Source organism: Nocardioides sp. SRI_004, from assembly GCF_057586415.1.
Map to the genome: position 1 here is coordinate 207,908 of NZ_JBYCZV010000009.1, position 23,945 is coordinate 231,852.

26 protein-coding genes are annotated in these 23,945 nt (G+C 71.7%); 19 read left to right on the plus strand and 7 right to left on the minus strand.

What is annotated here, in order from left to right; genetic code table 11:
- Positions 1-76: 76 nt before the first annotated feature.
- The 4 genes from AC2YHB_RS14600 (at position 77) to AC2YHB_RS14615 (ending at position 3,351) form a co-directional block, all read left to right on the plus strand.
- Complete coding sequence (locus AC2YHB_RS14600) at positions 77-403, plus strand: winged helix-turn-helix domain-containing protein (protein ID WP_051931480.1); 327 nt, start codon at positions 77-79, stop codon at positions 401-403.
- A 77-nt stretch (positions 404-480) separates the two neighbouring features.
- Positions 481-1,659 (plus strand): 5-(carboxyamino)imidazole ribonucleotide synthase, encoded by a 1,179-nt coding sequence (locus AC2YHB_RS14605; RefSeq protein ID WP_487354196.1) that lies wholly within the window; start codon positions 481-483, stop codon positions 1,657-1,659.
- A gap of 34 nt (positions 1,660-1,693) precedes the next feature.
- Positions 1,694-2,182 carry a 5-(carboxyamino)imidazole ribonucleotide mutase gene (gene purE / locus AC2YHB_RS14610; RefSeq protein ID WP_207006502.1) on the plus strand — a complete coding sequence of 163 codons (489 nt, stop codon included), beginning with the start codon at positions 1,694-1,696 and terminating at the stop codon, positions 2,180-2,182.
- Positions 2,182-3,351: a heparan-alpha-glucosaminide N-acetyltransferase domain-containing protein gene (locus AC2YHB_RS14615; protein ID WP_487354197.1), complete on the plus strand. Its 1,170-nt coding sequence runs from the start codon at positions 2,182-2,184 to the stop codon at positions 3,349-3,351. Before purE ends, AC2YHB_RS14615 begins: the two co-directional genes overlap by 1 nt.
- Here the strand turns inward: AC2YHB_RS14615 and AC2YHB_RS14620 are convergent.
- The gene (locus tag AC2YHB_RS14620) at positions 3,326-3,775 is read right to left on the minus strand and encodes a CoA-binding protein (RefSeq protein ID WP_218864591.1); all 450 of its coding nucleotides are present in this window, start codon (positions 3,773-3,775) and stop codon (positions 3,326-3,328) included. The two genes, AC2YHB_RS14615 and AC2YHB_RS14620, sit on opposite strands and share 26 nt — an antisense overlap.
- Positions 3,772-4,461 (minus strand): TetR family transcriptional regulator, encoded by a 690-nt coding sequence (locus tag AC2YHB_RS14625; RefSeq protein ID WP_051931482.1) that lies wholly within the window; start codon positions 4,459-4,461, stop codon positions 3,772-3,774. The genes AC2YHB_RS14620 and AC2YHB_RS14625 overlap by 4 nt, the downstream gene beginning before the upstream one ends.
- A gap of 95 nt (positions 4,462-4,556) precedes the next feature.
- Here AC2YHB_RS14625 and AC2YHB_RS14630 point away from each other — a divergent pair, with 95 nt between their 5' ends.
- The 5 genes from AC2YHB_RS14630 to AC2YHB_RS14650 all read left to right on the plus strand — a co-directional run bounded on the left by AC2YHB_RS14630 (position 4,557) and on the right by AC2YHB_RS14650 (position 8,274).
- On the plus strand, positions 4,557-5,711 hold the full coding sequence (locus tag AC2YHB_RS14630; RefSeq protein ID WP_487354208.1) for an acyl-CoA dehydrogenase family protein: 1,155 nt from the start codon (positions 4,557-4,559) through the stop codon (positions 5,709-5,711).
- Positions 5,712-5,904: 193 nt separating this feature from the next.
- Positions 5,905-6,462: an LPXTG cell wall anchor domain-containing protein gene (locus AC2YHB_RS14635; RefSeq protein WP_487354198.1), complete on the plus strand. Its 558-nt coding sequence runs from the start codon at positions 5,905-5,907 to the stop codon at positions 6,460-6,462.
- A 111-nt stretch (positions 6,463-6,573) separates the two neighbouring features.
- Positions 6,574-7,374 (plus strand): class E sortase, encoded by an 801-nt coding sequence (locus AC2YHB_RS14640; RefSeq protein WP_487354199.1) that lies wholly within the window; start codon positions 6,574-6,576, stop codon positions 7,372-7,374.
- 82 nt (positions 7,375-7,456) lie between these two features.
- Complete coding sequence (locus AC2YHB_RS14645; RefSeq protein WP_036541272.1) at positions 7,457-8,032, plus strand: LPXTG cell wall anchor domain-containing protein; 576 nt, start codon at positions 7,457-7,459, stop codon at positions 8,030-8,032.
- A 98-nt stretch (positions 8,033-8,130) separates the two neighbouring features.
- Positions 8,131-8,274, plus strand: coding sequence for a DUF1059 domain-containing protein (locus AC2YHB_RS14650; RefSeq protein ID WP_179647748.1), 144 nt, complete (start codon positions 8,131-8,133; stop codon positions 8,272-8,274).
- Between the two features lie 39 nt (positions 8,275-8,313).
- Here AC2YHB_RS14650 and AC2YHB_RS14655 read toward each other — a convergent pair whose 3' ends face one another.
- Together AC2YHB_RS14655 and AC2YHB_RS14660 are read right to left on the minus strand one after the other, a co-directional pair.
- Positions 8,314-9,177 carry a crotonase/enoyl-CoA hydratase family protein gene (locus tag AC2YHB_RS14655; RefSeq protein ID WP_487354200.1) on the minus strand — a complete coding sequence of 288 codons (864 nt, stop codon included), beginning with the start codon at positions 9,175-9,177 and terminating at the stop codon, positions 8,314-8,316.
- A gap of 36 nt (positions 9,178-9,213) precedes the next feature.
- Positions 9,214-10,413, minus strand: coding sequence for an LCP family protein (locus tag AC2YHB_RS14660; RefSeq protein ID WP_487354201.1), 1,200 nt, complete (start codon positions 10,411-10,413; stop codon positions 9,214-9,216).
- Between the two features lie 23 nt (positions 10,414-10,436).
- Between AC2YHB_RS14660 and AC2YHB_RS14665 the strand changes: the two genes are divergently transcribed.
- Positions 10,437-10,940, plus strand: a complete 504-nt coding sequence (locus AC2YHB_RS14665; protein ID WP_179647744.1) for an acyl-CoA thioesterase — start codon at positions 10,437-10,439, stop codon at positions 10,938-10,940.
- A gap of 10 nt (positions 10,941-10,950) precedes the next feature.
- Here the strand turns inward: AC2YHB_RS14665 and AC2YHB_RS14670 are convergent, their stop codons facing one another.
- Positions 10,951-11,826 (minus strand): LysR family transcriptional regulator, encoded by an 876-nt coding sequence (locus AC2YHB_RS14670; protein ID WP_036541281.1) that lies wholly within the window; start codon positions 11,824-11,826, stop codon positions 10,951-10,953.
- 88 nt (positions 11,827-11,914) lie between these two features.
- On the opposite strand from AC2YHB_RS14670, the gene AC2YHB_RS14675 reads away from it, so the two are divergent.
- Both AC2YHB_RS14675 and AC2YHB_RS14680 read left to right on the plus strand, forming a co-directional pair.
- The gene (locus tag AC2YHB_RS14675; RefSeq protein ID WP_179647742.1) at positions 11,915-12,928 is read left to right on the plus strand and encodes a threonine ammonia-lyase; all 1,014 of its coding nucleotides are present in this window, start codon (positions 11,915-11,917) and stop codon (positions 12,926-12,928) included.
- Positions 12,929-12,996: 68 nt separating this feature from the next.
- The gene (locus AC2YHB_RS14680; RefSeq protein WP_308645462.1) at positions 12,997-14,409 is read left to right on the plus strand and encodes an LCP family protein; all 1,413 of its coding nucleotides are present in this window, start codon (positions 12,997-12,999) and stop codon (positions 14,407-14,409) included.
- A gap of 49 nt (positions 14,410-14,458) precedes the next feature.
- Here AC2YHB_RS14680 and AC2YHB_RS14685 read toward each other — a convergent pair whose 3' ends face one another.
- Entirely contained in the window at positions 14,459-15,223 is a 765-nt protein-coding gene (locus tag AC2YHB_RS14685) for an inositol monophosphatase family protein (protein ID WP_036541287.1), read from the minus strand.
- A gap of 217 nt (positions 15,224-15,440) precedes the next feature.
- Here AC2YHB_RS14685 and AC2YHB_RS14690 point away from each other — a divergent pair, with 217 nt between their 5' ends.
- From AC2YHB_RS14690 to AC2YHB_RS14700, 3 genes are read left to right on the plus strand one after another with little or no spacing between them, the layout of a single operon-like run.
- Positions 15,441-15,842: a hypothetical protein gene (locus AC2YHB_RS14690; RefSeq protein WP_179647740.1), complete on the plus strand. Its 402-nt coding sequence runs from the start codon at positions 15,441-15,443 to the stop codon at positions 15,840-15,842.
- Between the two features lie 39 nt (positions 15,843-15,881).
- A complete protein-coding gene (locus AC2YHB_RS14695; RefSeq protein ID WP_308645461.1) occupies positions 15,882-16,790 on the plus strand; it encodes a glycosyltransferase family 2 protein in 909 nt (302 codons plus the stop codon).
- Positions 16,787-17,689 (plus strand): glycosyltransferase family 2 protein, encoded by a 903-nt coding sequence (locus tag AC2YHB_RS14700; RefSeq protein ID WP_207006493.1) that lies wholly within the window; start codon positions 16,787-16,789, stop codon positions 17,687-17,689. The genes AC2YHB_RS14695 and AC2YHB_RS14700 overlap by 4 nt, the downstream gene beginning before the upstream one ends.
- Here the strand turns inward: AC2YHB_RS14700 and AC2YHB_RS14705 are convergent.
- Positions 17,589-18,731: a phosphatase PAP2 family protein gene (locus tag AC2YHB_RS14705; RefSeq protein WP_487354202.1), complete on the minus strand. Its 1,143-nt coding sequence runs from the start codon at positions 18,729-18,731 to the stop codon at positions 17,589-17,591. The genes AC2YHB_RS14700 and AC2YHB_RS14705 overlap by 101 nt on opposite strands.
- Positions 18,732-18,816: 85 nt before the next feature.
- On the opposite strand from AC2YHB_RS14705, the gene glf reads away from it, so the two are divergent.
- Genes glf through AC2YHB_RS14725 form a run of 4 tightly spaced genes read left to right on the plus strand, consistent with a single transcriptional unit; the run spans position 18,817 to position 23,713 of the window.
- Positions 18,817-20,037 carry a UDP-galactopyranose mutase gene (glf, locus tag AC2YHB_RS14710; protein WP_487354203.1) on the plus strand — a complete coding sequence of 407 codons (1,221 nt, stop codon included), beginning with the start codon at positions 18,817-18,819 and terminating at the stop codon, positions 20,035-20,037.
- A complete protein-coding gene (locus AC2YHB_RS14715; protein WP_487354204.1) occupies positions 20,034-22,037 on the plus strand; it encodes a glycosyltransferase in 2,004 nt (667 codons plus the stop codon). The genes glf and AC2YHB_RS14715 overlap by 4 nt, the downstream gene beginning before the upstream one ends.
- Positions 22,030-22,932 (plus strand): ABC transporter permease, encoded by a 903-nt coding sequence (locus AC2YHB_RS14720; RefSeq protein WP_487354205.1) that lies wholly within the window; start codon positions 22,030-22,032, stop codon positions 22,930-22,932. Before AC2YHB_RS14715 ends, AC2YHB_RS14720 begins: the two co-directional genes overlap by 8 nt.
- A gap of 1 nt (position 22,933) precedes the next feature.
- A complete protein-coding gene (locus AC2YHB_RS14725) occupies positions 22,934-23,713 on the plus strand; it encodes an ABC transporter ATP-binding protein (protein WP_487354206.1) in 780 nt (259 codons plus the stop codon).
- Positions 23,714-23,945 lie beyond the last annotated feature (232 nt).

A 23,945-nucleotide genomic window follows, 5' to 3' on the forward strand; every position in this document is an offset into this window, starting at 1 on the left:
GGTCCAACGGATTCGCTAGGCAAAATTCTCGCCGTTTCCCCTCCGGTGACCACCCCGCGTCCTTACCTTGACCTCTGTGATCGAGGTGCAGGACGTACGGGTCGATCCGTCGACCCGTCGCGCGTGGCGCGGGGACCGGGAGGTCCTGCTGTCGCGCAAGGAATTCGACCTCGTCCACGCCCTCATCGCCCGCGCCGGAACGGTCGTGACGCGCGAGGAGCTGATGCGCGACGTCTGGGGGGTCACCTTCTGGACCTCCTCGAAGACGATCGACGTGCACCTGGGCTGGGTACGCCGCAAGCTCGGCGACGACACCCGCCAGCCACGGCTGATCACGACGATCCGCGGCCAGGGGCTGCGCTTCGAGGCCGGCGAGCCCGCCGGGCTGACCGACACCGCCTGACCGACACCGCCTGAGCGACCCGCCTGAGCGACCCGCCTGATTCCGCACCGACGGCGGCCGCGTCCTAGGCTTCGGCCGTGCCAGCGACCGAACGTTCCCCTCGCATCGCCGTCATCGGCGGCGGCCAGCTCGCCCGGATGATGGCCCAGCCCGCGATCGCGCTCGGCGTGCCGTTGCGGCTGCTGGCCGAGGCCGAGGGTGTCTCGGCCGCGCAGGTCATCCCGGACCAGCAGGTGGGGGACTACCGCGACCTCGCGACGCTGCGGGCGGTCACCGAGGGCTGCTCGGTCGTCACCTTCGACCACGAGCACGTCCCGACCGAGCACCTGCGCGCCCTGGCCGACGACGGCGTGGTCGCGCACCCCGGGCCCGAGGCGCTCGTGCACGCGCAGGACAAGATCGTGATGCGCGAGGCGATGACCCGCCTCGGCGCCCCGCAGCCGCGCTGGGCCGTGGTCACCTCGGTCGCGGAGGTCGAGACGTTCGGCCTGCCGTGCGTGCTCAAGACCAGCCGCGGCGGGTACGACGGCAAGGGCGTCTGGTTCGCCCGGACGGCCACCGACGCGGCCGACGCCCTCGCCACCGCCGAGGAGGCGGGTGTCCGGCTCCTCGCCGAGGAGCTGGTCGACTTCCGGCGCGAGCTCTCGGCCCTCGTCGCTCGCGCGCCGAGCGGCCAGGCGGCGGCGTACCCGGTCGTGGCGAGCCTGCAGGTCGACGGCATCTGCCGCGAGGTCGTCGCGCCGGCGCCCGACCTCGACCCGGCGCTGGCCACCGCTGCCCAGGAGCTGGCGCTGCGGATCGCCGGTGAGCTCGGCGTGACCGGCATCCTCGCGGTGGAGCTGTTCGAGGCCGTGGACGCCGACGGCAACCCGCAGGTGCTCGTCAACGAGCTCGCGATGCGCCCGCACAACACGGGCCACTGGACCCAGGACGGCGCCGTCACCAGCCAGTTCGAGAACCACCTGCGCGCCGCGCTCGACCTGCCGCTCGGCTCGCCCGAGCCCCGCGACCGCTGGACGGTGATGGTCAACATCCTCGGTGGCGACAACCCGGACGTCGGTCGCCTCTACGACGGCTACCCGCACGCGCTGGCCCGCGACCCGCGGCTGCGGGTGCACCTCTACGGCAAGGACCTGCGTCCGGGCCGCAAGGTCGGCCACGTCAACACCTTCGGCGACGACCTCGAGGACTGCCTCGAGCGGGCGCGCCACGCGGCGGCGTGGTTCCGGGGCGATCTCGGCAACCACAGCGAGTGACCTGCCGTCGTCCGGACTCACTAGGCTCCCGCCCATGACTGCGCGTGTGGGCATCGTGATGGGCTCGGACTCCGACTGGCCGGTGATGCAGCTGGCGGCGGAGGCCCTGCAGGAGTTCGGCATCGCCCACGAGGCGGACGTCGTCTCGGCACACCGGATGCCGGAGGAGATGCTCGCCTACGGCAAGGAGGCCGCCGGTCGCGGCCTGTCGGTGATCATCGCCGGCGCCGGCGGCGCGGCCCACCTGCCCGGCATGCTCGCCGCGGTCACGCCGCTGCCGGTGATCGGGGTGCCGGTGCCGCTGAAGTACCTCGACGGCATGGACTCCCTGCTCTCCATCGTGCAGATGCCCGCCGGGGTGCCGGTCGCCACCGTCGCGATCGGCGGTGCGCGCAACGCCGGGCTGCTCGCCGTACGCATCCTGGCGGCGAGCGACCCCGCGCTCCAGCAGCGGATGACCGACTTCCAGGCCGAGCTCAAGGCCGCCGCCGAGGCGAAGGGCGCGGTCGTCCGGGGCCACTGATGCTCCGGGTCGCGCCGCTGCGCGAGGGGCGCCTCGTCGGGATCGACGTGGCGCGCACCGTCGCGCTGGTCGGCATGATCGCGACCCACGTCCTCGACGGCCGTACGACGACCGGCGAGCTGACCACCGTCCAGTGGCTCGCAGGCGGCCGGGCCTCCGCGCTCTTCGCCGTCCTCGCCGGCGTCAGCATCGCGCTGATGAGCGGGGGAGCGCACCCGGTCCGCGGCCGCGAGCGCACCCGGACCGTGCTCGGCCTGGCGGCCCGGGCGGTCCTGGTCGCGCTGCTCGGGTTCGCCCTCGGCGGGCTGGAGACCAGCCTGGCGATCATCCTCGCCTACTACGGCGTGCTCTTCCTGCTGGGACTGCCGTTCATCGGCCTGCGCGCCGTGCCGCTCGCGGTGCTGGCGGGGGTCTGGCTGGTGGCGGCGCCCGTGGTCTCGCACCTGGTGCGCCCGAGCCTGCCCGTCCGGGACTTCGCGAGCCCGGACTTCGCGCGGCTGGCGGATCCGGGACCGCTGCTCGCCGACCTCCTGCTGACCGGCTACTACCCGGCGGTGCCGTGGCTGGCCTACCTGCTGGCCGGCATGGCGATCGGCCGGACGGACCTCACCGGCTGGCGGACCCCGCTGCGGCTCGCCGCGTGCGGGCTCGGCCTCGCGGTGGTCGCGACCGCGGTGTCGCGGCTGTGCACGTCGTCCCTGGAGGTCCGCACGGCGCTCGTGCCCCACCGGGTCACGACCGAGGACGAGCTGCTGCGAATGCTCAGCGGCAGCCAGCACGGCACCACGCCGACCGACGGCGCCTGGCAGTGGCTGCTCGTCGTGTCACCGCACTCGGCGACGCCCTTCGACCTCGCGCAGACCATCGGGAGCGCGCTGGTCGTGATCGGCCTCGCCCGCGCGCTCGCCGACGTCCTGCCGCGGTGGGGACGCGCCGGACTCGCCGTGGTGGCCGGGGCGGGCGCCATGCCGCTGTCGCTCTACACGCTGCACGTGGTGATGCGGACGCCGGACGTGTGGCCCGCCGAGCAGGAGCGGACGTTCGGCTGGCACGTCGCCGTCGTGCTCGGCGTCGGCGCGGCCTTCGCGCTGCTGGGGCGCCGCGGGCCGCTGGAGTGGCTCGTCGGCTGGCCGGGTCGGCGGCTCAGGCGCGGCGTACGGACCGGTTGACCCACTCGATCTTCGGGCAGGTGTCCATCACCATCGCCACCCCGGCGGCACGGGTCCGCTCGAAGGCCGCCTCGTCGACCACGCCCACCTGGAACCACACGCCGCGCGCACCGATCGCCACCGCCTGGTCGGCGAACTGCCCGGCCTCCTCCGAGCGCCGGAACACGTCGACCACGTCGACCGGGAAGGGCACGTCGGCCAGCGTCGCGTAGCCGCGCTCGCCGAGCACCTCCTCCGGTCCGTCGGGCGTGCCGAACACGGGGTGGATGGGCACGATCCGCTTGCCGTGGGCCTGCAGCACCTGCGCGATCGCGTACGCCGTCCGGCGGGTGTTGGCGGACAGGCCGACCACCGCCCAGGTCTCGCAGTCGTCGAGCATGAGGTCGATGGCGTCGTGGGACAGGTGGGCGGGTGCCGAGGTCATGTGGGTGCAATACCCGGACGGCCGCGGTTCTTCCCCGGCGCGAGCGCCTCGCGGACCCGTCGTACGACGTCGTCGACGTCGTCGACCCCGCCGGTGATGACGATCGTCGGCTGCTCGGGGGCCGCGGGGTCGCGCAGCAGCCGCAGGGCGAGCGTCAGCGCGTCGTCGAGCTCGCCGCGGGGGTCGTCGGTCTCGCCGCGCACCCACCGCCGCAGCACGTGGTTGTGGGCGATCACGACCGAGGAGGCGACCAGCTCGGCGCGCAGCGGGCCGTCGGGCTCCTGGTCCAGCCAGCCGTGGATGTGCTGCGAGAAGAGTCGGACGTAGCGCTGCACGCTCGCCGTCTCCCGGTCCCGGATGGCCGGGACGCTGCTGGAGAGCCGGTAGCGGGCGCGGGCGGTCCCGCCCTCGGCGAGGTAGTGGCTGAGCACCATGCCGGCCGCCTCGCGCAGGGCGGTCCCGGCGCTGCCGGGCGAGGCCACCGCGAGCCGGTCGGCGAGGCGGCCGAGCAGCGCCTCGTGGTCGGGGAGCACGACCTCCTCCTTGCCGCGGAAGTGCCGGAAGAAGGTGCTCCGCCCGGTGCCGGCCCGGGCCGCGATGTCGTCGACGGTCGTGGCGTCGTACCCCTGGGCCTCGAAGAGCTCGAAGGCGGCGGCGACGAGGCGCTCGCGGGTGGGGGTGGGCACCGGCTCAGGCTAGCTCGACGGAACGGAGTCTCGCTACTATGATACTGAGTACCGTTCGAGCCCGAGCACAGGAGCCACGCGTGAGCGACTACCCGATGTACGCCCTCTCCGAGGAGCACCAGGCCATCCGCGAGGCCGTGCGCGCGATCTGCGACGCCAAGGTCGCGCCCTTCGCCGCCGCGGTCGACGAGGAGGCCCGCTACCCGCAGGAGGCGCACGACGCCCTGCAGGCGGCGGACTTCCACGCGCCCCACGTGCCCGAGGAGTACGGCGGCGCCGGCGCCGACGCGCTCGCCACGGTCCTCGTCATCGAGGAGGTCGCCCGGGCCGACGTGTCCGCGTCGCTCATCCCCGCCGTCAACAAGCTCGGCTCCCTGCCCGTGATGATCGGCGGTGGCGAGGAGATCAAGAAGAAGTACCTCACCAAGCTCGCGGCCGGCGAGGGCGGCTTCTCGTACTGCCTCTCCGAGCCCGACGCCGGCTCCGACGCCGCCAACCAGAAGACCCGCGCGGTCCGCGACGGCGACGACTGGATCCTCAACGGCACCAAGCGCTGGATCTCCAACGCGGGGGAGTCGGAGTTCTACACCGTCCTCGCGACCACCGACCCCGACGCCCGGACCAGGGGCATCTCGGCCTTCGTGGTCGAGAAGTCCGACGAGGGCGTCTCCTTCGGCGCCCCGGAGAAGAAGCTCGGCATCAAGGGCTCGCCCACCCGCGAGGTCTACTTCGACAACGTCCGGATCCCCGGCGACCGGATCATCGGCGAGGAGGGCAAGGGCTTCGAGTACGCCATGAAGACCCTCGACCACACCCGCATCACGATCGCCGCCCAGGCCGTCGGCGTCGCCCAGGGCGCCCTCGACTACGCCCTCGGCTACGCCAAGGAGCGCCAGCAGTTCGGCAAGGCGATCGCGGACTTCCAGGGCCTGCAGTTCCTGCTCGCCGAGATGGGCATGAAGGTCGAGGCCGCCCGCCAGCTGACCTACGCCGCCGCCGGCCGCTCGGAGCGCGGCGACTCCGACCTCACCTTCTTCGGCGCCGCGGCCAAGTGCTTCGCGTCCGACGTCGCGATGGAGGTCACCACCAACGCCGTCCAGGTGCTCGGCGGCTACGGCTACACCCGCGACTACCCGGTGGAGCGGATGATGCGCGACGCGAAGATCACCCAGATCTACGAGGGCACCAACCAGGTGCAGCGCATCGTCATGGCCCGCCAGCTCCTCGCGGGGGTCCAGAGCGAGCTCTGACCGGTTCGCGCGAGGCGGCTCCTTGCACATCCGGAGCCGCCTCCGCGCGCCGAAATATCGCATCCGAGAAGATTTCCGTGGTGCGTGACGTAACTCTCTGCGCCGCTTCCGGTTTAATCATCGAACACACCTGTCCGCCCCGCTCGGGGAGCGGTTCCGATGCCGGTGTTCACCTATGGGGAGATGGGGCCAGATGCGTCGATTGCTCACCGCACTTGCCATTGTCGGAGCGCTGCTCGTGCCGGGAGGGCGCGCGGTCGCCGACGACACCTACACGCCCACGTTCCCGACGAGCTGCAACATCAACGTGCCGCACGTCGCCGTCGGGAAGCGGGTGCACCTCGTCATCGAGGTCGCGTCCAACTCGAACGTGGCCGAGGTCGGCACGGTGAAGCTGACGATCTCCACGGCCAGCGCCCGCCAGGCCGCGCGCGCCGCGGCCCGGGGCGTCGTGTGGACCAAGACGGTGCGCTACGAAGGCAGCCCGATCGAGGTCCTCGGCCCGGTGCTCCCGCGCGGTCGCTACCGCGTCGCCATGGCGTTCACGCCCGACGACGGACAGCTCACGGGCTGCCGCAACGCCGTCGGCTTCCGGGTCGGAGGCGGTGGCACCGGCGGTGAGGACGACGACAACGGCACGCTGCCCAACACCGGTGGTCCGCACCTGTGGATCCTGCTGGCCGGCCTCGGGCTGGTCGTCGCGGGCGGCGGCCTCGCCGGCGGCAGCCGGCGCCCCCGGGCGCTCGCCTGACGCTCCGCGGGACGGAGGCGTCCCGTGGTTCGGCCGTTCGCGTGACGCTTGCGCCGCCATGGCGTTGGATGAGCGGGAGCGGTCAGTGGGGCCGCTGGAGGAGGGACACCCATGTCGCAGGTCGACGCACCTGACGGACCCGACGAGGGCACCACGAGCGGTGAGGGCGAGGGCACGGTCCGCGTCCGCCGGCGCCGTCAACGCCCCGGCAACGGGTCGGGCAGCACCACCGCGAAGCCTCCGGTGTCGACCGGGCGACGTGTCTCGTTCTGGCTCGGCTGCGGCCTGATCGCCGCCGGCCTCGCCGTGCTGGCGTGGGTGGCCTGGCAGTTCTGGGGCACCAACTGGGTGTCCGAACGCCGCCAGGGCCAGGTGGCCAGCTCGCTGCGGGACGGCTGGGCCGACGGGCAGGACGTCGTACGCACCGACTTCGGCAACGCCAGCGCCATCCTGGTCATCCCGCGCTTCGGCAAGGACTACGAGGTGCCCGTGCTCGAGGGGTCCTCGGACGAGGTCCTGGCTGCCGGCGTCGGCCACATGGAGAACACCGCGGACGCCGGCGCGGAGGGCAACTACGTGCTGGCCGGCCACCGGGTCACCCACGGTGAGCCCTTCGCCGACTTCCCGAAGCTCGAGCCCGGCGACGAGATCTTCGTGATGACCCGCGCGGCGACGTACACCTATGTCCTGGACAGCGGTGGCGAGGACCTGATCATCCCGTTCACGAAGACCTGGGTCCTGGACCCGAAGCCCGTCAACCCCGACGGCGGCACCCAGCCGCCGGACACGATCGACGGCGATCCGAACACCCACATCATCACGCTGCTGACCTGTTCGGAGATCTTCCACACCGACAACCGGTCCGTCGCATTCGGCCACTTGGTGGAGTCTGTTCCCACGAACGCGTCCTGACCCACTAGGATCACGTGCAACGCACTTCCCGTCCCAGAGACGAGCCGGGTCGTTGCATGGGGACTGGCTGTAGGAGGAAGTTGTGCTGAGGAAGATCGCTGCGCTCGCCGCACTGTCGGCCGCGGTCGTCGTGACGCCCGTGGGCTCCGCCACTGCTGACGACGGATACAGCGGGATGCAGATCCCGACCGAGACGCTGATCGTGGTCGTCGACGCCGAGATCGGCAAGCCCGTCGAGCTCGAGGTGAGCGCGAGCGCCAACTACCCGACGCCGCCCGAGGGCGACATCGAGGTCAAGATCCTCGCCGCGTCCGGCACCGCGCGCGGTGCGCGTGCCGTGGCCTCGGCCCCGCTGTTCACGACCACGGTGCACTTCGTCGACGACGCGGTCCCGGTCACCGGCCCCTCGCTGCCGCGCGGCAAGTACATCGCGACCGCGGCGCTGACGCCGGACAACACCGAGCTCTTCCTCCCGTCCGACGACACCACGGCCTTCCGCCTCGGTGCCGGCCCCGGCGGTGACGACGACGACAACGGCAACCTGCCCAACACCGGTGGCCCGAACGTGATGTGGCTGCTGCTCGGCACCGCCCTCGTCGGCGCCGGCGTCGGTGGGGTCGGCTACGGCCGCCGTCGCCAGCAGGGCGTCCCCGCCTGACCTGCTGCACCCCTGATCCATCCTCCGGCCGCCCACGGGCGGCCGGAGGTCGTTTTCGGCCACTACAGTGGATCCGACACCGACCCCGGGAGGTACCGATGCCCACCCTGCGTTGCCCCTGCTCCGTCACGCTGCGCGGCGAGACCGACGACGAGCTCGTCGAGAAGGCCCAGGAGCACCTCGCTGCCGAGCACCCCGGCCGGGAGTACTCCCGCGAGGAGATCCTGTTCATGGCGATGTGAGCCCGAGGCCCACATCGCCCGCCTCGCCCGAACGGGCCGTCAGACGATGCGCGGCAGGGCGGAGGCCTTGCCGGTGAACGCGGGCGCCCGCTTCTCCAGGAAGGCCGCGACGCCCTCCTTGCCGTCCCCGATCGACGTCCAGTACATCGCCAGCGAGTCGGTCAGGTGCGCCTCGAGCGGCTCGGAGGCCGCGCTGTTGCGGTAGAGCATCTGCTTCGCGAGGCCCAGCGCCGCGGGGGAGCGGTCCTTCACGAACGAGCGGGCCAGCTCCTGCGCGGCCGGCAGCAGGTCCTCCGGCGCGTGCAGGCTGCGCACCAGCCGTCCGGCGAGCGCCTGCTCCGCGGTGAGGATGTCGGCGGAGTAGACCCACTCCAGGGCCTGCTGGATGCCGACGATCCGCGGCAGGAACCAGCTCGAGCAGGCCTCCGGCACGATCCCGAGGCGGCCGAAGACGAAGCCGATCCGGGCCTTCTCCGAGGCCAGCCGGATGTCCATGGCCAGGGTCATCGTGGCCCCGATGCCGACCGCCGGACCGTTGATCGCCGCGATCACGGGCTTGGGGAGCGCGTGGATCGCCAGCGTGACCTTGCCGCCGGTGTCGCGCACGCCGGAGGCGAACGGCTCGGCGTCGTACGACGCCCGGAACTCCTCGGGGGTCGGCGACAGCGTCTCGTCGAGCCCGAACACGTTGCCCTCGGCGCTCAGGTCCATCCCCGCGCAGAACGCCCGGCCCTCGCCGGTGACCACGACGGCGCGCACCGCGTCGTCGCGGGCGTCGGTGAGGAAGACCTGCTCGAGCTCGCGGGCCATCGTCAGGTCGAACGCGTTGAGGGCGTCGGGTCGGCTCAGGGTCAGGGTGGCCACGCCGTCGGCGTCGACCTCCCAGGTCAGGGTCTCGTACACGTCAGTCCTTCGTTGCGGTGGTGAGGAGGTGTCGGCTCACGGGGCGAGCCCGGTGGCCGTGCACAGGTCGGCGGTGATGTCGTCGGTGCGGTCCTCGGCAAGGGTGTCGAAGAGCTTGCGCGCGCGCTTGGTGTCCCACGTGGCGTCGGCGCTGGCGAGCGGCACCGTGCAGGACTTCGGGGCGTCGGTCATCGCGAGCGCCCACTGCGAGGCGTCGTAGGGGCCCATGCCCTCGCCGAACCGGAAGAAGTCGGGCACGGCCGCGTTGAGCTTCCAGTAGCGCACGGGGTTGACCACGGACCAGGGCGAGAGCACCTTCTTGCCGACGGCGGCCACGACCTCGCGCTGCTGCTGCACCCGGGCCAGGTCGGAGATCGGGCTGTACTTGCGGGCGCGGGCGTAGGCGAGCGCCGTCGCGCCGTCGACCTCCTGGCAGCCCTTCTTGATGTTGAGGCCCGACGGCTTGTCGCGGATGCGCTTCTTCGGGCACACCTCGATCCCGCCGACCGCGTCGACGACACCGACCAGCCCGCCGAAGCCGATCTCGACGTAGCCGTCGATCCGGACGCCGGTGGCCTTCTCCAGGGTCTGCACGAGGAGCGGGGTGCCGCCCTTGCTGAACGCCGAGTTGACCTTCGACACCCCGTGGCCCGGGATGTCGAGGGGCGAGTCGCGCGGGATCGAGACCAGCGTCGTCGGCCCCTCGCCGGTGTGGAGGAGCATGATCGTGTCGGTCAGCTCGCTGGTCTCGTTGCCGGTGTGGAGCCTGCGGCGCTCCGCCTTGGACAGGCCGGCCCGCGAGTCGCTGCCCACCAGGAGGTAGGTCGTCCCGGGCTGCTCGGAGGGACGCTCGCCCGACGGCTCGTAGGCGACCTTGTCGACCTTGCTCCACGTGAAGAGCGGGACCGCGACGAGGAACACCAGCCACAGCACCAGCAGCAGGAGCACCAGCCTGACCCAGGTCCCGGGCCGCTTCCACCGGCTCCTGCGCGGCGACCACGGCGGCGCCGGCGGCCGGCCGGCCGGCTCGGGCGTGGCGCCGTACTGCTCGGCCGGTGGCAGCCGGTCGGGCATCCGCGGGGATGACGCGCCCGGGCGGGGCTGCACGGGGATGCGTCGCGTCGGCTCGGGGTCGTCCCCGCCCCGCTCGGGTCGCGGGACGCCCTTCTCGTTTCCCGACCCGTACATCCAGTCGAAGTCACCGTCGTCCCCGTTGCCATTGCCGCGCCCCGCCATGCCCGTGACGCTACCGTTTGGCCGTGAGCGAGATCGTTGCGGCACGCACGCCGTCGTACTCCCGGATCGAGCTGGCGACCGTGTCGTCGCGTGCGCAGGCCAACCTCCTGGGCAACATCCACGGCGGCGAGGTGCTCAAGCTGGCCGACTCCACCGCCGGTGTCGTGGCGCAGCGGCACAGCGGTGGCCCCGCCGTCACGGCCGCGCTGGACGAGATGGCCTTCCTCGAGCCGGTGCGCGTCGGCGACATCGTGCGCACCTTCGGCCAGATCAACTGGGTGGGCAGCTCGTCGATGGAGATCGGCGTGCGGATCGAGACCCAGCCGTGGGACGCGACGACCGAGCTGCGGCACGTCGGCTCGGCGTACTTCGTCTTCGTCGCCATCGACGGCGCCGGTGCCGCGCGTCCGGTCCCGGCGCTCGAGCCCGAGACCGACGACGACCGCCGGCGGATGCGCGAGGCGGAGATCCGCCGGGCCCACCGGCTCGCGAAGCGCCGGGAGATCGAGGCCGTCCGCCTGGGCTGACCGGCACCGATCAGCCGGCCACCTCGGTGAGCGCCGCGGCCACCGCGTCGACGGCCGCGGGACGCGGGGGAGCGCCGTACGTCGAGAGCTGGATCCGGCGGTGCGCCGCGAGTCGCCGGGTGGCGACGCCCCGGTGCTGGTGGGCGCGCAGCGCGAGCCCGGGCAGCACGGTGACGCCCAGCCCCGCGGCGACGAGGGACTGCACGGCCACGTAGTCGTCGCTCGCGAAGGCGATCGCGGGCGTGAAGCCGGCGTCTGCACAGAGCGCGAGCAGCTCGCGCCGGCAGCGCTCACAGCCGGCGACCCACGGCTGCCCGGACCAGGCCGCGAGCTCGACCGGCCCCGCGGACGGGGCGGCGTCGTCGCGCGTCACCAGGTGGAGCGGGTCGTCGAGGATCGGCACGGAGGTGATCTGCTCCGGCTCGGGCTGGTCGGGGTAGGCGAAGGTGAGGGCGAGGTCGACGGTGCCGGCGCGCAGCAGCTCGTGCGCCTCGGGCGGCTCCGCCTCGGTGAGCTCCAGCTCGATGCCCGGGTGCCGGCCGGCCAGGAGCGCGAGGGCGTCGGGGACGAGGGTCGCCGCCCCGGAGGGGAAGGCCGCCAGCCGGACCCGCCCGGCCTGCAGGCTGGTCACCGCGGCCAGCTCGGCCTCGGCCCGGGCGAGCAGGCCCAGCACCTCCTCGCCGCGGCGCGCGAGCAGCACGCCCTCGGGCGTGAGCCGCACGCCCCGCCCGACCCGCTGCAGCAGGACCGCGCCCGTCTCGGCCTCCAGCCGGCGCAGGTGGTGGGAGATGGTCGGCTGGCCGTAGTGCAGCTCGGCGGCCGCGGCGGAGACCGAGCCGGTCCGGTGGACGGCGACGAGGGCCTCGAGGCGGCGCAGGTCGATCATGACGGCACTCTATCGATCGATGTCGTCGATGGATGGTTGCGACAAGAACTATTGGACCGATGAATGCCCGGACCGGGACCATGGAGCCATGGCCGAGCAGCGCAGCGCATCCCTCCCCGACGACCCGACCTTCGACGAGGTGCTGCGGGCCGCCGAGGTGGTCGCTCGCGAGCTCCCGGCCACGCCCCTGCAGTCCCACCCGCTCCTCGACAGCGCGGTCGGCGCCGAGGTGCTCGTCAAGCACGAGCACGTCCTGCCGACCGGCTCCTTCAAGGTCCGCGGCGGCGTCCACCTCGCCGCGACGCTCTCCGCCGCCGAGCAGGAGCACGGCCTGGTCACCTGCTCGACCGGCAACCACGCCCAGTCCGTTGCGTACGGCGCCCGGCTGGCCGGCGTGCGCGCCACGATCGTGATGCCGTCCTCCGCCCCTGCGGTCAAGCGGGACGCAGTCGCGGCGCTGGGGGCCGAGGTCCTGGTCCGCGGCGACACCCTCGGGGAGTCCGCTGCCGCGGCTCGCGAGCTGGCGGCCGCCTCGGGCGCCTCCTTCATCTGCCCGACGGACCGGCGGATCGTGCTCGGCCACGCGACGGCGTACCTCGAGCTGTTCCGGCAGGCCGCCGTCCTGCCGAGCGGCCTGGCCGCGGTCTACGTCCCGATCGGCAGCGGCACGGGCGCGGCCGGCGCCTGCCTCGTGCGGGACGCCCTGGCGCCCGGCACCCGCGTGATCGGCGTCCAGTCGGAGGCGGCGCCCGCCGGCTGGAGGTCGTGGCGCAGCGGCACCATCGAGACCGCGCCCGCCACCACGCGGGCCTCGGGGCTCGCCACGACCACGGGGTACCCCCTGCCCCAGCGGGTACTGCGCGGCCGGCTCGACGACTTCGTGCTCGTGGCCGACGACCAGATCGACCACGCCGCCCGCCTCCTGGCGACGCGGGCGCACACCCTCGCCGAGGGTGCCGGAGCCGCCGCCCTGGCCGGCCTTCTCGTCCCCCGGAGTCCGGACCGGTCGGGGCGGCCCGGCCCGGTCGCCGTGATGTGCACGGGCGCGAACGCCTCGGCCGACGAGATCGCCCGGCTCGGCGCCGTGTCGACGGCCGCCTGAGCGCTCCGCCCGGCGCGCGACGGCGCGTCGGCACCGGTGGGACGCGTGTGACTGGTGATACTGGGCGGGTGTCTGGGGATCGGATGGTCGTGGCCGAGCGGGCCGCCCGCGTGCGCTTCCGCCGCGCCCTGACCCTCATGGCCTTCACCCTCGTCGTCCCCGGCTCGGCACAGCTCGTGGCGGGCAACCGGCAGGTCGGCCGGATCGCCGTCCGGGTCTGGCTCGCGACCCTCGCGGTGCTCGCCTTCCTCGGGATCCGCCTGCTGCTCGACCGGTCCTACGCGCTGACCCTCGCGCTCAACCCGACCTTCCTGCTGCTCCTGCGCCTCTACCTCATCGGCGGAGCCATCGCGTGGGCGGCGCTGTTCGTCGACGCCTGGCGGATCGGCCAGCCGCTGAGCCTGCGGATGCAGCACCGCCGGGCGGTCGTCGGCGTCAACGGCGTGCTCTGCTTCTCCGTCGCCGGCACCATGCTGTTCGGCGCCCACCTCGCCGCCGTGCAGCGGGACTGGCTCACCATGTTCGTCGACGGCGAGATCGGTGCTGCCCACGACGGCCGCTTCAACGTGCTGCTCCTCGGCGGCGACTCCGGTGCCGACCGCTGGGGCCTGCGACCGGACTCGATGACGATCGCCTCGATCGACGCGACGTCCGGCAAGACCGTCATGATCGGCCTCCCGCGCAACATGCAGAACTTCAAGTTCCGCGAGGGCTCGGTGATGGACGAGCAGTTCCCGAAGGGCTTCGACTGCGACGGGTGCTACCTCAACGGCGTCAGCACCTGGGCCGAGGACCACACCGACCTCTTCGACTCCGACACCCCGGGCATCGACGCCACCGTGATGGCCATCGAGGGCATCACCGGCCTCGAGATGAACTACTGGGTGATGGTCAACATGAAGGGCTTCCGCCGCCTCGTCGACGCCTTCGGCGGCGTCACCCTCAACGTCCGCGAGCGGATCCCGGTCGGCGGCCTGGGCGAGGACGTGACCGGCTACATCGAGCCCGGCAAGCGCAAGCTCAACGGCTACCAGGCCCTGTGGTTCGCGCGCTCCCGCGAGGGCAGCGACGACTACTCGCGCATGGCGCGCCAGAAGTGCGTGATGACGGCGCTGCTCACGCAGGTCAGCCCGAAGCAGGCGCTCACGAACTTCCAGGAGATCGCCAAGGCGTCGAGCGCGATGATCAGGACGGACGTGCCCGGCGGAGCGCTCGCCGACTTCGCCCAGCTGGCCCTGCGCGCCCGCGACGAGAAGGTCGCGACCGTCTCGCTCGTGCCGCCGCAGGTCAACACCGCGCACCCTGACCTCGACAAGGTCCGCGCGATGGTTCGCAAGGCCATCGACCGCTCCGAGGGCGACGCGAAGCCCACCCCGGGCCGCAAGAAGAAGGGCGAGGGCAAGGTCACGGGCGGCTCGCTCGGCTCGCGCAACGACGGGTACGTCGCCAACGAGACCGACGACGTCGCGGCCGCCTGCTGATCCGGCCGGACTGGGGCCGGTTGGACGGGGCCCGGTCGGACAGGAGCGTTCAGACGGGGAGCGCGGCCACCGCGGCGTCGTACGTCGCCTTGTCGGGGGCCGCGACGATTCCGCCCTCGAGGCGCTGGGGCACCAGCGGTCCGCCGTCGTGGCGTCCGATGGCGCCACCGGCCTCGGTGAGGATGAGCGCGCCGGGCAGGTGGTCCCACGGCATGCTGCGGCTGTAGACGAGGGCAGCCGCGTCACCGGCGATCAGGTGCGGGTAGTCGACGCCGCAGCAGGCCCAGGTCAGCTCCAGGGTGCCGAGGTCGCCGAGGCCGCGGCCGACCCACTGCCGCCGCGCGGTGCGGAAGGGCGCGCCGGTGCCGGTCGTGACGTTGAGCCGCTCGCCGTTGAGCCAGGCGCCGGCGCCGCGCTCGGCGACATAGGCGTTCTCGTGCTGCGGCTGCCAGATCCAGCCGCGGGTGATCTCGCCGGCGACCACCTCCGACACCATCACGGCGTGGTCCGGCGAGCCGTTGACGAAGTTCTTGGTGCCGTCGACGGGGTCGACCGTGAAGCCGTGGTCGGCGGCCGCGAAGGCGTCGAGCAGCGATGCGTCGGCCGCCATCGCCTCCTCGCCGAGCACGACGGCGTCCGGGTAGGCCGCGTTGAGGGCGGCGGTGATGAGCGCCTCGGACTCGTGGTCCGCGACCGTGACCAGGTCACCGGGGTTCTTCTCCGACACCTGCTCGTCGGCGAGGGCGCGGAAGCGGGGGTTGATCACCTCCGCGGCGACGTCCTGGAGGAGGGTCAGCACGGCGGCGGTGTCCACACCTCCACGCTAGGCCATGGCCGCCGCCGGGACCGCATCGGAGAGACCCGCCTCCTGTCTGCCGGATGCACAGTCCCATTCGGCGGCCCTGGCACGCACCTCGCTGCGTTGGCCGTGCTCGCAAGACGCCCGGTCTGGCGTCACACAGCCGCCTTGCGATGCACGCACCATGACCACCGACTATGCCCGCGCCTCCGGCAGACAGGAGACTGGGCCCATGCGCTTCACCGAGCACGAGCTGACGGCGGCCCTGACCGGGACGGCGAAGCACTTCCTGGCCTCCGACCGCAAGCTGCGCCGCAAGGGCGTCGACGTCGAGACCGCGTGGGCCGAGATGGACCGCTACGCCCGCTTCCAGATGCTCGACGCGCTCGGCGACCAGGTCCTGCCGGTCCTCGTCGCCCTGCCCGACATCGACGTCGAGCCCGGCACCCGGCCGTCGTACGACGACAAGGTGGTCGCCGACGTCGTCGCCGGCCTGCTGGGGGAGGACAAGGGTCGGGTGCGCCGCGCGGTCGAGGTCAAGGCCCGCACGGCCCTCGTCCAGCTGGCCCTGGCGAGCGTGCCGCCGCGGCTCGACCCGGACGCATTGCTGACCGAGTTGCCCGACGAGTCCTGAAGTCCGGCTGGGAGCGCTCCGGCCAGTAGGGTCTGCTCCGTGCGTGTGCAGGCAGTCGTCGTGACCTTCAACCGGTTGGCGATGCTGCAGCGCCTCGTGCCGCGGCTGCTCGCCACCCCGGGCCTCGAGCGGATCCTGGTGGTCGACAACGCCTCGACGGACGGCACGGGGGAGTGGCTCGCCGGTCTCGACGAGGACCTGGTGCGGCACGAGACGCTCGCGACCAACACCGGTGGCGCGGGCGGCTTCCACCACGGACTCGGCTGGGCCGTGCGCGAGGGCGCCGACCTGGTCTGGCTGATGGACGACGACGGCCTGCCGGCGCCCGACTGCCTCGAGCTCCTGCTGGAGCGGCAGGAGCGCGACGGCCTGGAGTTCTGCGGGCCGGCCGTGCTGGCCGAGCAGGACCCGTCGCGGCTGTGCTTCCCGATCCGGCTGCCCGGCGGGACCCGCGTCGTGCACGAGATGGCCGCCGTCGAGGCCGCCGCCCGCGACGGGCTGATCGACGACGTCGTGATCCCGTTCAACGGCGTGCTGGTGACCCGCGACCTCGTGGAGCGGATCGGGCTGCCGCGCGAGGAGTTCTTCATCTGGGGCGACGACGTCGAGTACCTCTGGCGCGCGGAGCGGGCCGGCGCCCGGATCGCGACCGTCGTCGACGCCCACTTCCTGCACCCGGCCACCGACGACCTCGGGACGCCGATGATGTTCGGGCGGACGACGTACAACCACACGCCCAGCGACCTCAAGCACTACTGCATGGCGCGCAACAACACCCTCAACCTGCGGGCCTACCGAGGCTGGGTGCACGTGCTGCTCTTCTGGCTGAAGACGGTGTGGTTCTACCTGTTCACGAAGCCGCAGCCGGCGCGGATCCCGCTGAGCGCGCGAGCGGCGGCGGCCGGGCTGCGGGGCGACTTCAGCGGGCACCGGAGGTACCTGCGATGAGTGCCGAGCAGGTCGCGGTCGTCGTCGTCACGTTCAACCGCGCCGACCTCCTCGAGCGGATGCTCGCGGGCCTCGGCGGCCTGGACCGGGCGCCCGACGCGGTGTTCGTCGTCAACAACGCCAGCACCGACCACACCCGCGAGGTGCTCGAGCGCAGCACGCTGCCCGGACTGGTGGCGATCCACACGACGGAGAACCTCGGCGGTGCCGGTGGCTTCCACCTCGGGCTGAAGACCGCCTACGACAAGGGCTTCGACGTGATGTGGCTGATGGACGACGACGTCGTCCCGGCCCCCGACTGCCTCACCCGGCTGCTCGAGGCCGACGGCTCCTGCCTGATCGCGGTCCGCGAGGACCTCACCGGCGCGCTCGTGGAGAAGTCCGCCGTCCGCTTCGACCTGCGCAACCCGCTCGCGATCCGGCCGAAGACGGCCAGCATCGACTCGACCTGGGCCACCCGCGCGGACATGCCCGCGACCGTCGAGGTCGAGAACGTCGCCTTCGAGGGCTTCCTCGTCCGCCGTGAGGTCGTCGAGCGGATCGGGCTGCCCGACCCGTCGTACTTCATCTTCTACGACGACGTGGACTTCGCGATCCGCGCCCGTCGCGCCGGCTTCCCGATCCGCGCGGTGCGCGACGCCGTGCTCGTCCGCCAGCTCTCCTTCGACCAGCAGCACGACCTGGCCGGCTGGAAGGGCTACTACATGTACCGCAACCTCTTCGTCGTGCACTTCCGGTACGGCGAGAACGTGCTGGTCCGGCTCAAGCCGTGGCTGGTCGCCCTCGTGGTGGTCCTGCTCAGTCCGCTGCGGGGTGGTCGGGCAGAGGCGCGGAACGTGACGCGAGCGCTTCGGGATGCCCGGCGGATGCGGGCCCTCCCACCGGCGTCGCCACGTTGATCCGCTCCGGCACGAGCCGGGCCCGCCAGCCGATCCGGTTGCCCGTCGCGATGCCGGCGATCCACACCGCGAAGGCGCCCAGCGCGGCGCCGGCGATCACGTCGACGAAGAAGTGCCAGCCGAGGTAGACCGTCGCCAGCACGGTCAGCGCCAGGAAGGTCCAGGACGCGATCCGGACCCAGCGGTGCAGACCCACGAGGTGCACGACCAGGCAGATGGTCACCATGATCCCGACGTGCAGGGACGCGAACGCCGCGATGGTCTGCAGGCCCGCCGTCGCCGGGTCGGCCATGGTGGCCACCCGGTCCGACCACATGCTCTCCTGCAGGCGGCTGACATAGGTCTCCGGCAGCGCGGCGAAGGTGCCGGGGTCGGAGTAGATGGGGCCGACGGTCGGCAGCACGACGTACAGGACCGCGCCGAGCGCCCAGTCCACGGCGACCGCGGTGACGAACCACTCGCCGGCCCGGGTGTGCCGGGTCCACACCAGCGCGATCGCGATCGTGACCGGGACCAGCGCGATCCAGACGATGTAGACGGCGGAGAAGAAGTGCGCGGCCACCCCGGTGCCGAACCAGGCGTGGAGCGTCGCGGCCGGGTCGTGCCCGGCGAAGAGGAACCGGTCGACGTCGGCCAGCGGCTCGTCGTAGATCTTCTCGTGGACGAACGGGGCCATGCTCTTCACGTTGCGGAAGGCGGCGTAGCAGAGGTACCACGCGGCCACGCCGTTGAGCGCGAACCTCCAGTGCGTCAGCGGCCAGCGCTCGCGCATCACCCGCCGGCCGGCACTGCCGAACCGGCGCAGCCAGCCGCCGCCGGGGCGGCCGGCGGCCGCCAGCATCCGTGGTACGACGTCGATCGCGATCGCGCCCAGGACGATGGCCGGGAAGCGGATGTAGCCGGGGATCAGGCTGTCGGGGTCCTGCACCGGGATGTCCTCGAGCAGGGAGAACACGACGGTCAGCGTGGCGAGACCGAGGCCCGCCACCCACGCCAGCGCGAACGAGGGAGCCCCCCGACGTCCCGTCTGGTGGTCATTCACCAGAACAGGATATTCGTCACGTCCCCGTTCGGGGGACGCGCGTCAGATGTGTCCGGCGGGGAACTCGTCCGTAAACTCACCCTCCGTGACCCTCACCTCGTCGAACCCGGACCTCCCCGACCTGCCCGATCTGCCCGATCTGGTCGTCGTCGGTTCCGGCTTCTTCGGCCTGACCATCGCCGAGCGCTGCGCCAACGACCTCGGGCTCCGGGTGCTCGTCATCGAGCGCCGCTCCCACCTCGGTGGCAACGCCTACAGCGAGCCCGAGCCGGAGACGGGGATCGAGGTGCACAAGTACGGCGCGCACCTCTTCCACACCAGCAACGAGCGGGTCTGGGAGTACGTCAACCGGTTCACCGCCTTCACCGGCTACCAGCACCGCGTCTACTCGACGCACAACCAGCAGGTCTACCCGCTGCCGATCAACCTCGGCACGATCAACCAGTTCTTCGATGCGGCGTACACGCCGGCCGAGGCGCGGGCGCTGATCAAGGAGCAGGCCAGCGAGCTGGGGGACAAGGAGCCGGAGAACTTCGTCGAGAAGGGCATCTCCCTCATCGGCCGCCCGCTCTACGAGGCGTTCATCGCGCACTACACCGCCAAGCAGTGGCAGACCTCGCCGGAGGAGCTGTCGGCCGACATCATCAGCCGGCTCCCGGTGCGCTACAACTACGACAACCGCTACTTCAACGACAAGTACGAGGGCCTGCCCGTCGACGGGTACGCCGCCTGGCTGGCCAGGATGGCCGACCACCCGAACATCCAGGTGGTCCTCGACACCGACTTCCTCGCCGACGGCGTCGCCGATCGCTACAAGGGCAAGGTCCCGATCGTCTACACCGGCCCGGTCGACGAGTACTTCCACAACAGCGAGGGCCGCCTTTCGTGGCGCACCGTCGACCTGGTGCCCGAGGTGCTCGACGTCGACGACTTCCAGGGCTGCTCGGTGATGAACTACCCCGACCCGGACGTCGACTTCACCCGGATCCACGAGTTCAAGCACTTCCACCCCGAGCGCAGCTACCCCGAGGGCAAGACCGTCATCGTGCGGGAGTACAGCCGCTTCGCCGAGGAGACCGACGAGCCGTACTACCCGGTCAACACGGCCGAGGACCGCGAGAAGCTGCTGAAGTACCGCGACCTCGCCGAGCGCGAGCCGATGGTGCTCTTCGGCGGCCGCCTCGGCACCTACAAGTACCTCGACATGCACATGGCCATCGCCTCGGCGCTGTCGATGTACGACAACACGCTGCGGCCCCACTTCGCCGACGGCGCGGAGCTCAAGAGCGGCGGGGTGGACGCATGAGCGAGCCCACCGGCGGCACCGTGACCCGCCTGCTGCAGCGCCAGATCCTCCCGCTCGACCGCGACTCCGAGGTCTTCGCGCTCTACGTCGACCTCGCCGAGCCCGACCTCGACGAGGACAAGTACGTCGTCGGCGGCAGCCGTGCGGCCAAGGACCTCAACAACACCAAGATCCGGCAGGCCACCGTCGGCGGCGAGAAGCTGCGTCCCGAGCAGGTCCTGGACCGGACCCGGCTGCGGGTCGACGCCGGCCAGACGGTGAGCCTGGCGTCGTACTTCAACGCCTTCCCGGCCAGCTACTGGCGGCGCTGGACGATCGTCGACCAGGTCCGGCTCACCGTGACCGTCGAGGGTGCCGGCGCGACGGTCGTCGTCAACAAGTCCCTCGCAAACGGCAACAGCCAGCGCGTCGAGTCCGCCGAGTCGACCGGGAGCGGCACCGAGGCGTTCGTGTTCGACCTCAGCCTCAAGCCCTTCATCGACGGCGGCTGGTACTGGTACGACGTGCTCGCCGGCGAGCAGCCGGTCGTGGTCTCCGCCGAGTGGACCGCCGAGGTCCCGGCGGACCGCGCCGCCCACGGCTCGGTCGACGTCGCGATCACCACCATGAACCGCCCGGAGTTCTGCTCCGAGCTGCTCCTGCAGTTCGCCGACGAGGACCTGGCGCCCTACCTCGACACCGTCTTCGTGATGGAGCAGGGCACCCAGCTGGTCGAGGACGCCGAGCTGTTCCCCGACGTCGAGAAGGCGCTCGGCGACAAGCTGCGGATCGTCAAGCAGGGCAACCTCGGCGGCTCCGGCGGCTACGCCCGCGGCCAGCTCGAGTCGCTGCGCAAGGGCACCGCGACGTACGCGCTGATGATGGACGACGACGTCGTCTGCGAGCCCGAGGGCATCATCCGGCAGGTCACCTTCGGCGACCTCGCCCGCCGTCCCACGATCGTGGGCGCGCACATGTTCAGCCTCTACTCCCGCTCCCGCCTGCACAGCTTCGGCGAGATCGTCCACCCGTGGCGCTTCTGGTGGAAGACGCCCGAGGACGGCTACATGCAGTGGGACTTCGGCACCCGCAACATCCGCTCCGCGCGGTGGCTGCACAAGCGCGTCGACGTCGACTTCAACGGCTGGTTCTCCTGCCTGATCCCGCGCCAGGTCATCGACGAGATCGGACTGTCGCTCCCGCTGTTCATCAAGTGGGACGACGCCGAGTACGGCCTGCGCGCCCGCGCCCACGGCTTCCCGACCGTCACCTTCCCGGGTGCAGCGGTGTGGCACGTCCCGTGGACGGACAAGAACGACGCGCTCGACTGGCAGTCGTACTTCCACCTGCGCAACCGTCTCGTCGCCGCCCTGCTGCACTCGACCTTCCCGCGCGGCGGCCGGGTGATCCGCGAAGTCTTCAACAACCAGCTCGCCCACCTGGTCGCGATGCAGTACTCCACCGCCGAGCTGCGGCTCCAGGCGATGGAGGACGTGCTGCGCGGCCCGCAGGCGCTGCACGAGATGCTCCCGACCCGGCTCGCGGAGGTGAACGCGACCCGCAAGGAGTTCAGCGACGCCCAGCTCGTGGCCGACGTGGACACGCTCCCGCCGCCGCGGATGGAGAAGCCGCTCAAGAAGGACCTCACCGAGGTCCCGACCCGCAAGTCGCAGCTGATCAGCGCCGGTCTCGCGCCGCTGCGGCAGCTCCGGGCCCCGCGGGCGCTGTCGCGGACCAACCCGGAGGCGGCGATCCCCGCGGTCGACGCCAAGTGGTACCGCCTCGCCGGCTTCGACTCCGCCATCGTCTCGATGAACGACGGGACGTCGGCCGCGCTCTACCGCCGCGACCCGGAGACCTACCGCGCACTGCTCAAGCGGACGATCGACCTGCACGCCCGCTTCGCCAAGCAGTGGCCCGAGCTCGCGCGCCAGTACCGCGACGCCCTCGACGAGATCACCTCGCCGGAGGCGTGGGAGAGGACCTTCGCCCCCTGGACCGAAGGCGGTGCCGATGAGTGAGGCCGTCACGACGGCGGCCGAGGAGGTCCCGCTCCGTCCGCCCGCGCCCGAGAGCGGCCTGTTCGCCGTCTTCAAGCAGCGCTACGTCCTCAAGCTGCTGGTGCGCCGGGAGATCAGTGCGCGCTACCAGGGCTCGTTCCTGGGGCTGCTCTGGTCCTACATCAACCCGCTGACCCAGTTCTTCATCTACTGGTTCGTCATCGGGGTGCTGTTCCAGCTCCACAAGGACGTCCCGAACTTCCCGATCCACCTGTTCGCCGGGCTGATCCTCGTCCACTTCTTCAACGAGACCTTCAACGCCGGGACGCGCTCGATCATGCGCAACAAGGCGCTGGTGGTGAAGATGGCCGTGCCCCGGGAGATGTTCCCGGTCGCCACGATGCTCGTCTCGCTCTACCACGTCGGCCCGCAGGTCGTCGTCCTGCTGGTGGCCTGCCTCTTCAGCGGCTGGTCGCCCGACCTCGTCGGGGTGGCCTGCCTCCTGCTCGCGCTGCTCATCATCGCGGCGATCGGCCTGTCCGGCGCGCTGCTCTTCAGCGCCGCCAACGTCTTCTTCCGCGACTTCGGCAATATCGTCAACGTGCTGACGAACTTCGTCCGCTTCGGCGTGCCGATGATGTACCCCTACGCGATCGTCCACGACCGGTTCGGGCGCTTCGCCGAGTACTACCTGCTCAACCCGCTGGCCGACGCCGTCGTGCTCTTCCAGCGCGCGTTCTGGTACCCGACCCTGACCGATGCCGACCACGCGAGGCTCAAGGCGGAGGGCACCCAGATCATGCCCGACCACCTGATCACCCACGGTGTGCTCGCGCTCCTGGCGTGCCTGGTCATCCTCGCCTTCTCCCAGTGGGTCTTCACCCGCCTCGAGAACAAGATCCCGGAGCGTCTCTGACATGGCCGTCTCGATCGTCGCGGAGAACATCACCAAGGAGTTCACGCTGCGCTACCACCGGACCTTCAAGGAGGTCACGGTCGCCAAGGCGCGCGGGGTCAAGACCAGCGACAAGTTCAACGCCATCGAGGACGTCTCCTTCACGATCGAGGAGGGGGAGTCGATCGGCCTGATGGGCCTCAATGGCTCCGGCAAGTCCACCCTGCTCAAGCTGATCAACGGCGTCATGCGCCCCGACGAGGGCACCCTGCTGACCCGCGGCCGGATCGCCGGCCTGATCGCCACCGGCGCCGGCTTCCACCCGCAGCTGAGCGGCTCGGAGAACCTCGTCCTCAACGCCGCGATCCTCGGCATGAGCGAGAAGGAGCTCAAGCGCAAGTACGACGACATCGTCGCCTTCGCCGACCTGGGCCGCACCCTCGAGGCGCCCGTCGGGCACTACTCGTCCGGCCAGCGCGCCCGCCTCGGCTTCGCGGTCGCCATCCACGTCGACTCCGACATCTTCCTCGCCGACGAGGTCCTCGCCGTCGGTGACAAGCCCTTCCGCAGCAAGTGCATGAAGAAGATGCTCGAGATCCGCGACTCCGGCCGCACCCTCGTCTACGTCAGCCACTCGCCGGCGTCCGTCGAGCGCATGTGCAGCCGCGTCCTCGTCCTCGAGAAGGGCAAGCTCGGCTTCGACGGCGACCCCAAGGCCGCCATCCACTACCTCGAGTACGACACGCCCGACACCGACAACGAGGTCGAGCTCACGGACGACGAGATGGGCAACGACATCTGAGTTGGATTGCGCGAGCGCGTCGCCGGTCGATGCGCACCGCACGGACGCTCGCTCCGCTCGGTCCGCGGGCGCGCATCGACGCGCCTGCGGCGCGGGGCGCCGCGCTGCCGCGCCGCGGTTGGCTCCGGTGGATGGTGGCGTCCGCCTGGCGGCAAGCCGGCTCTGCATGGCCCGGTCGGTCCCGGGTGCTGACTGACCCCGTCGAGTGGGCACGAACGGCATGCCGCAGCGC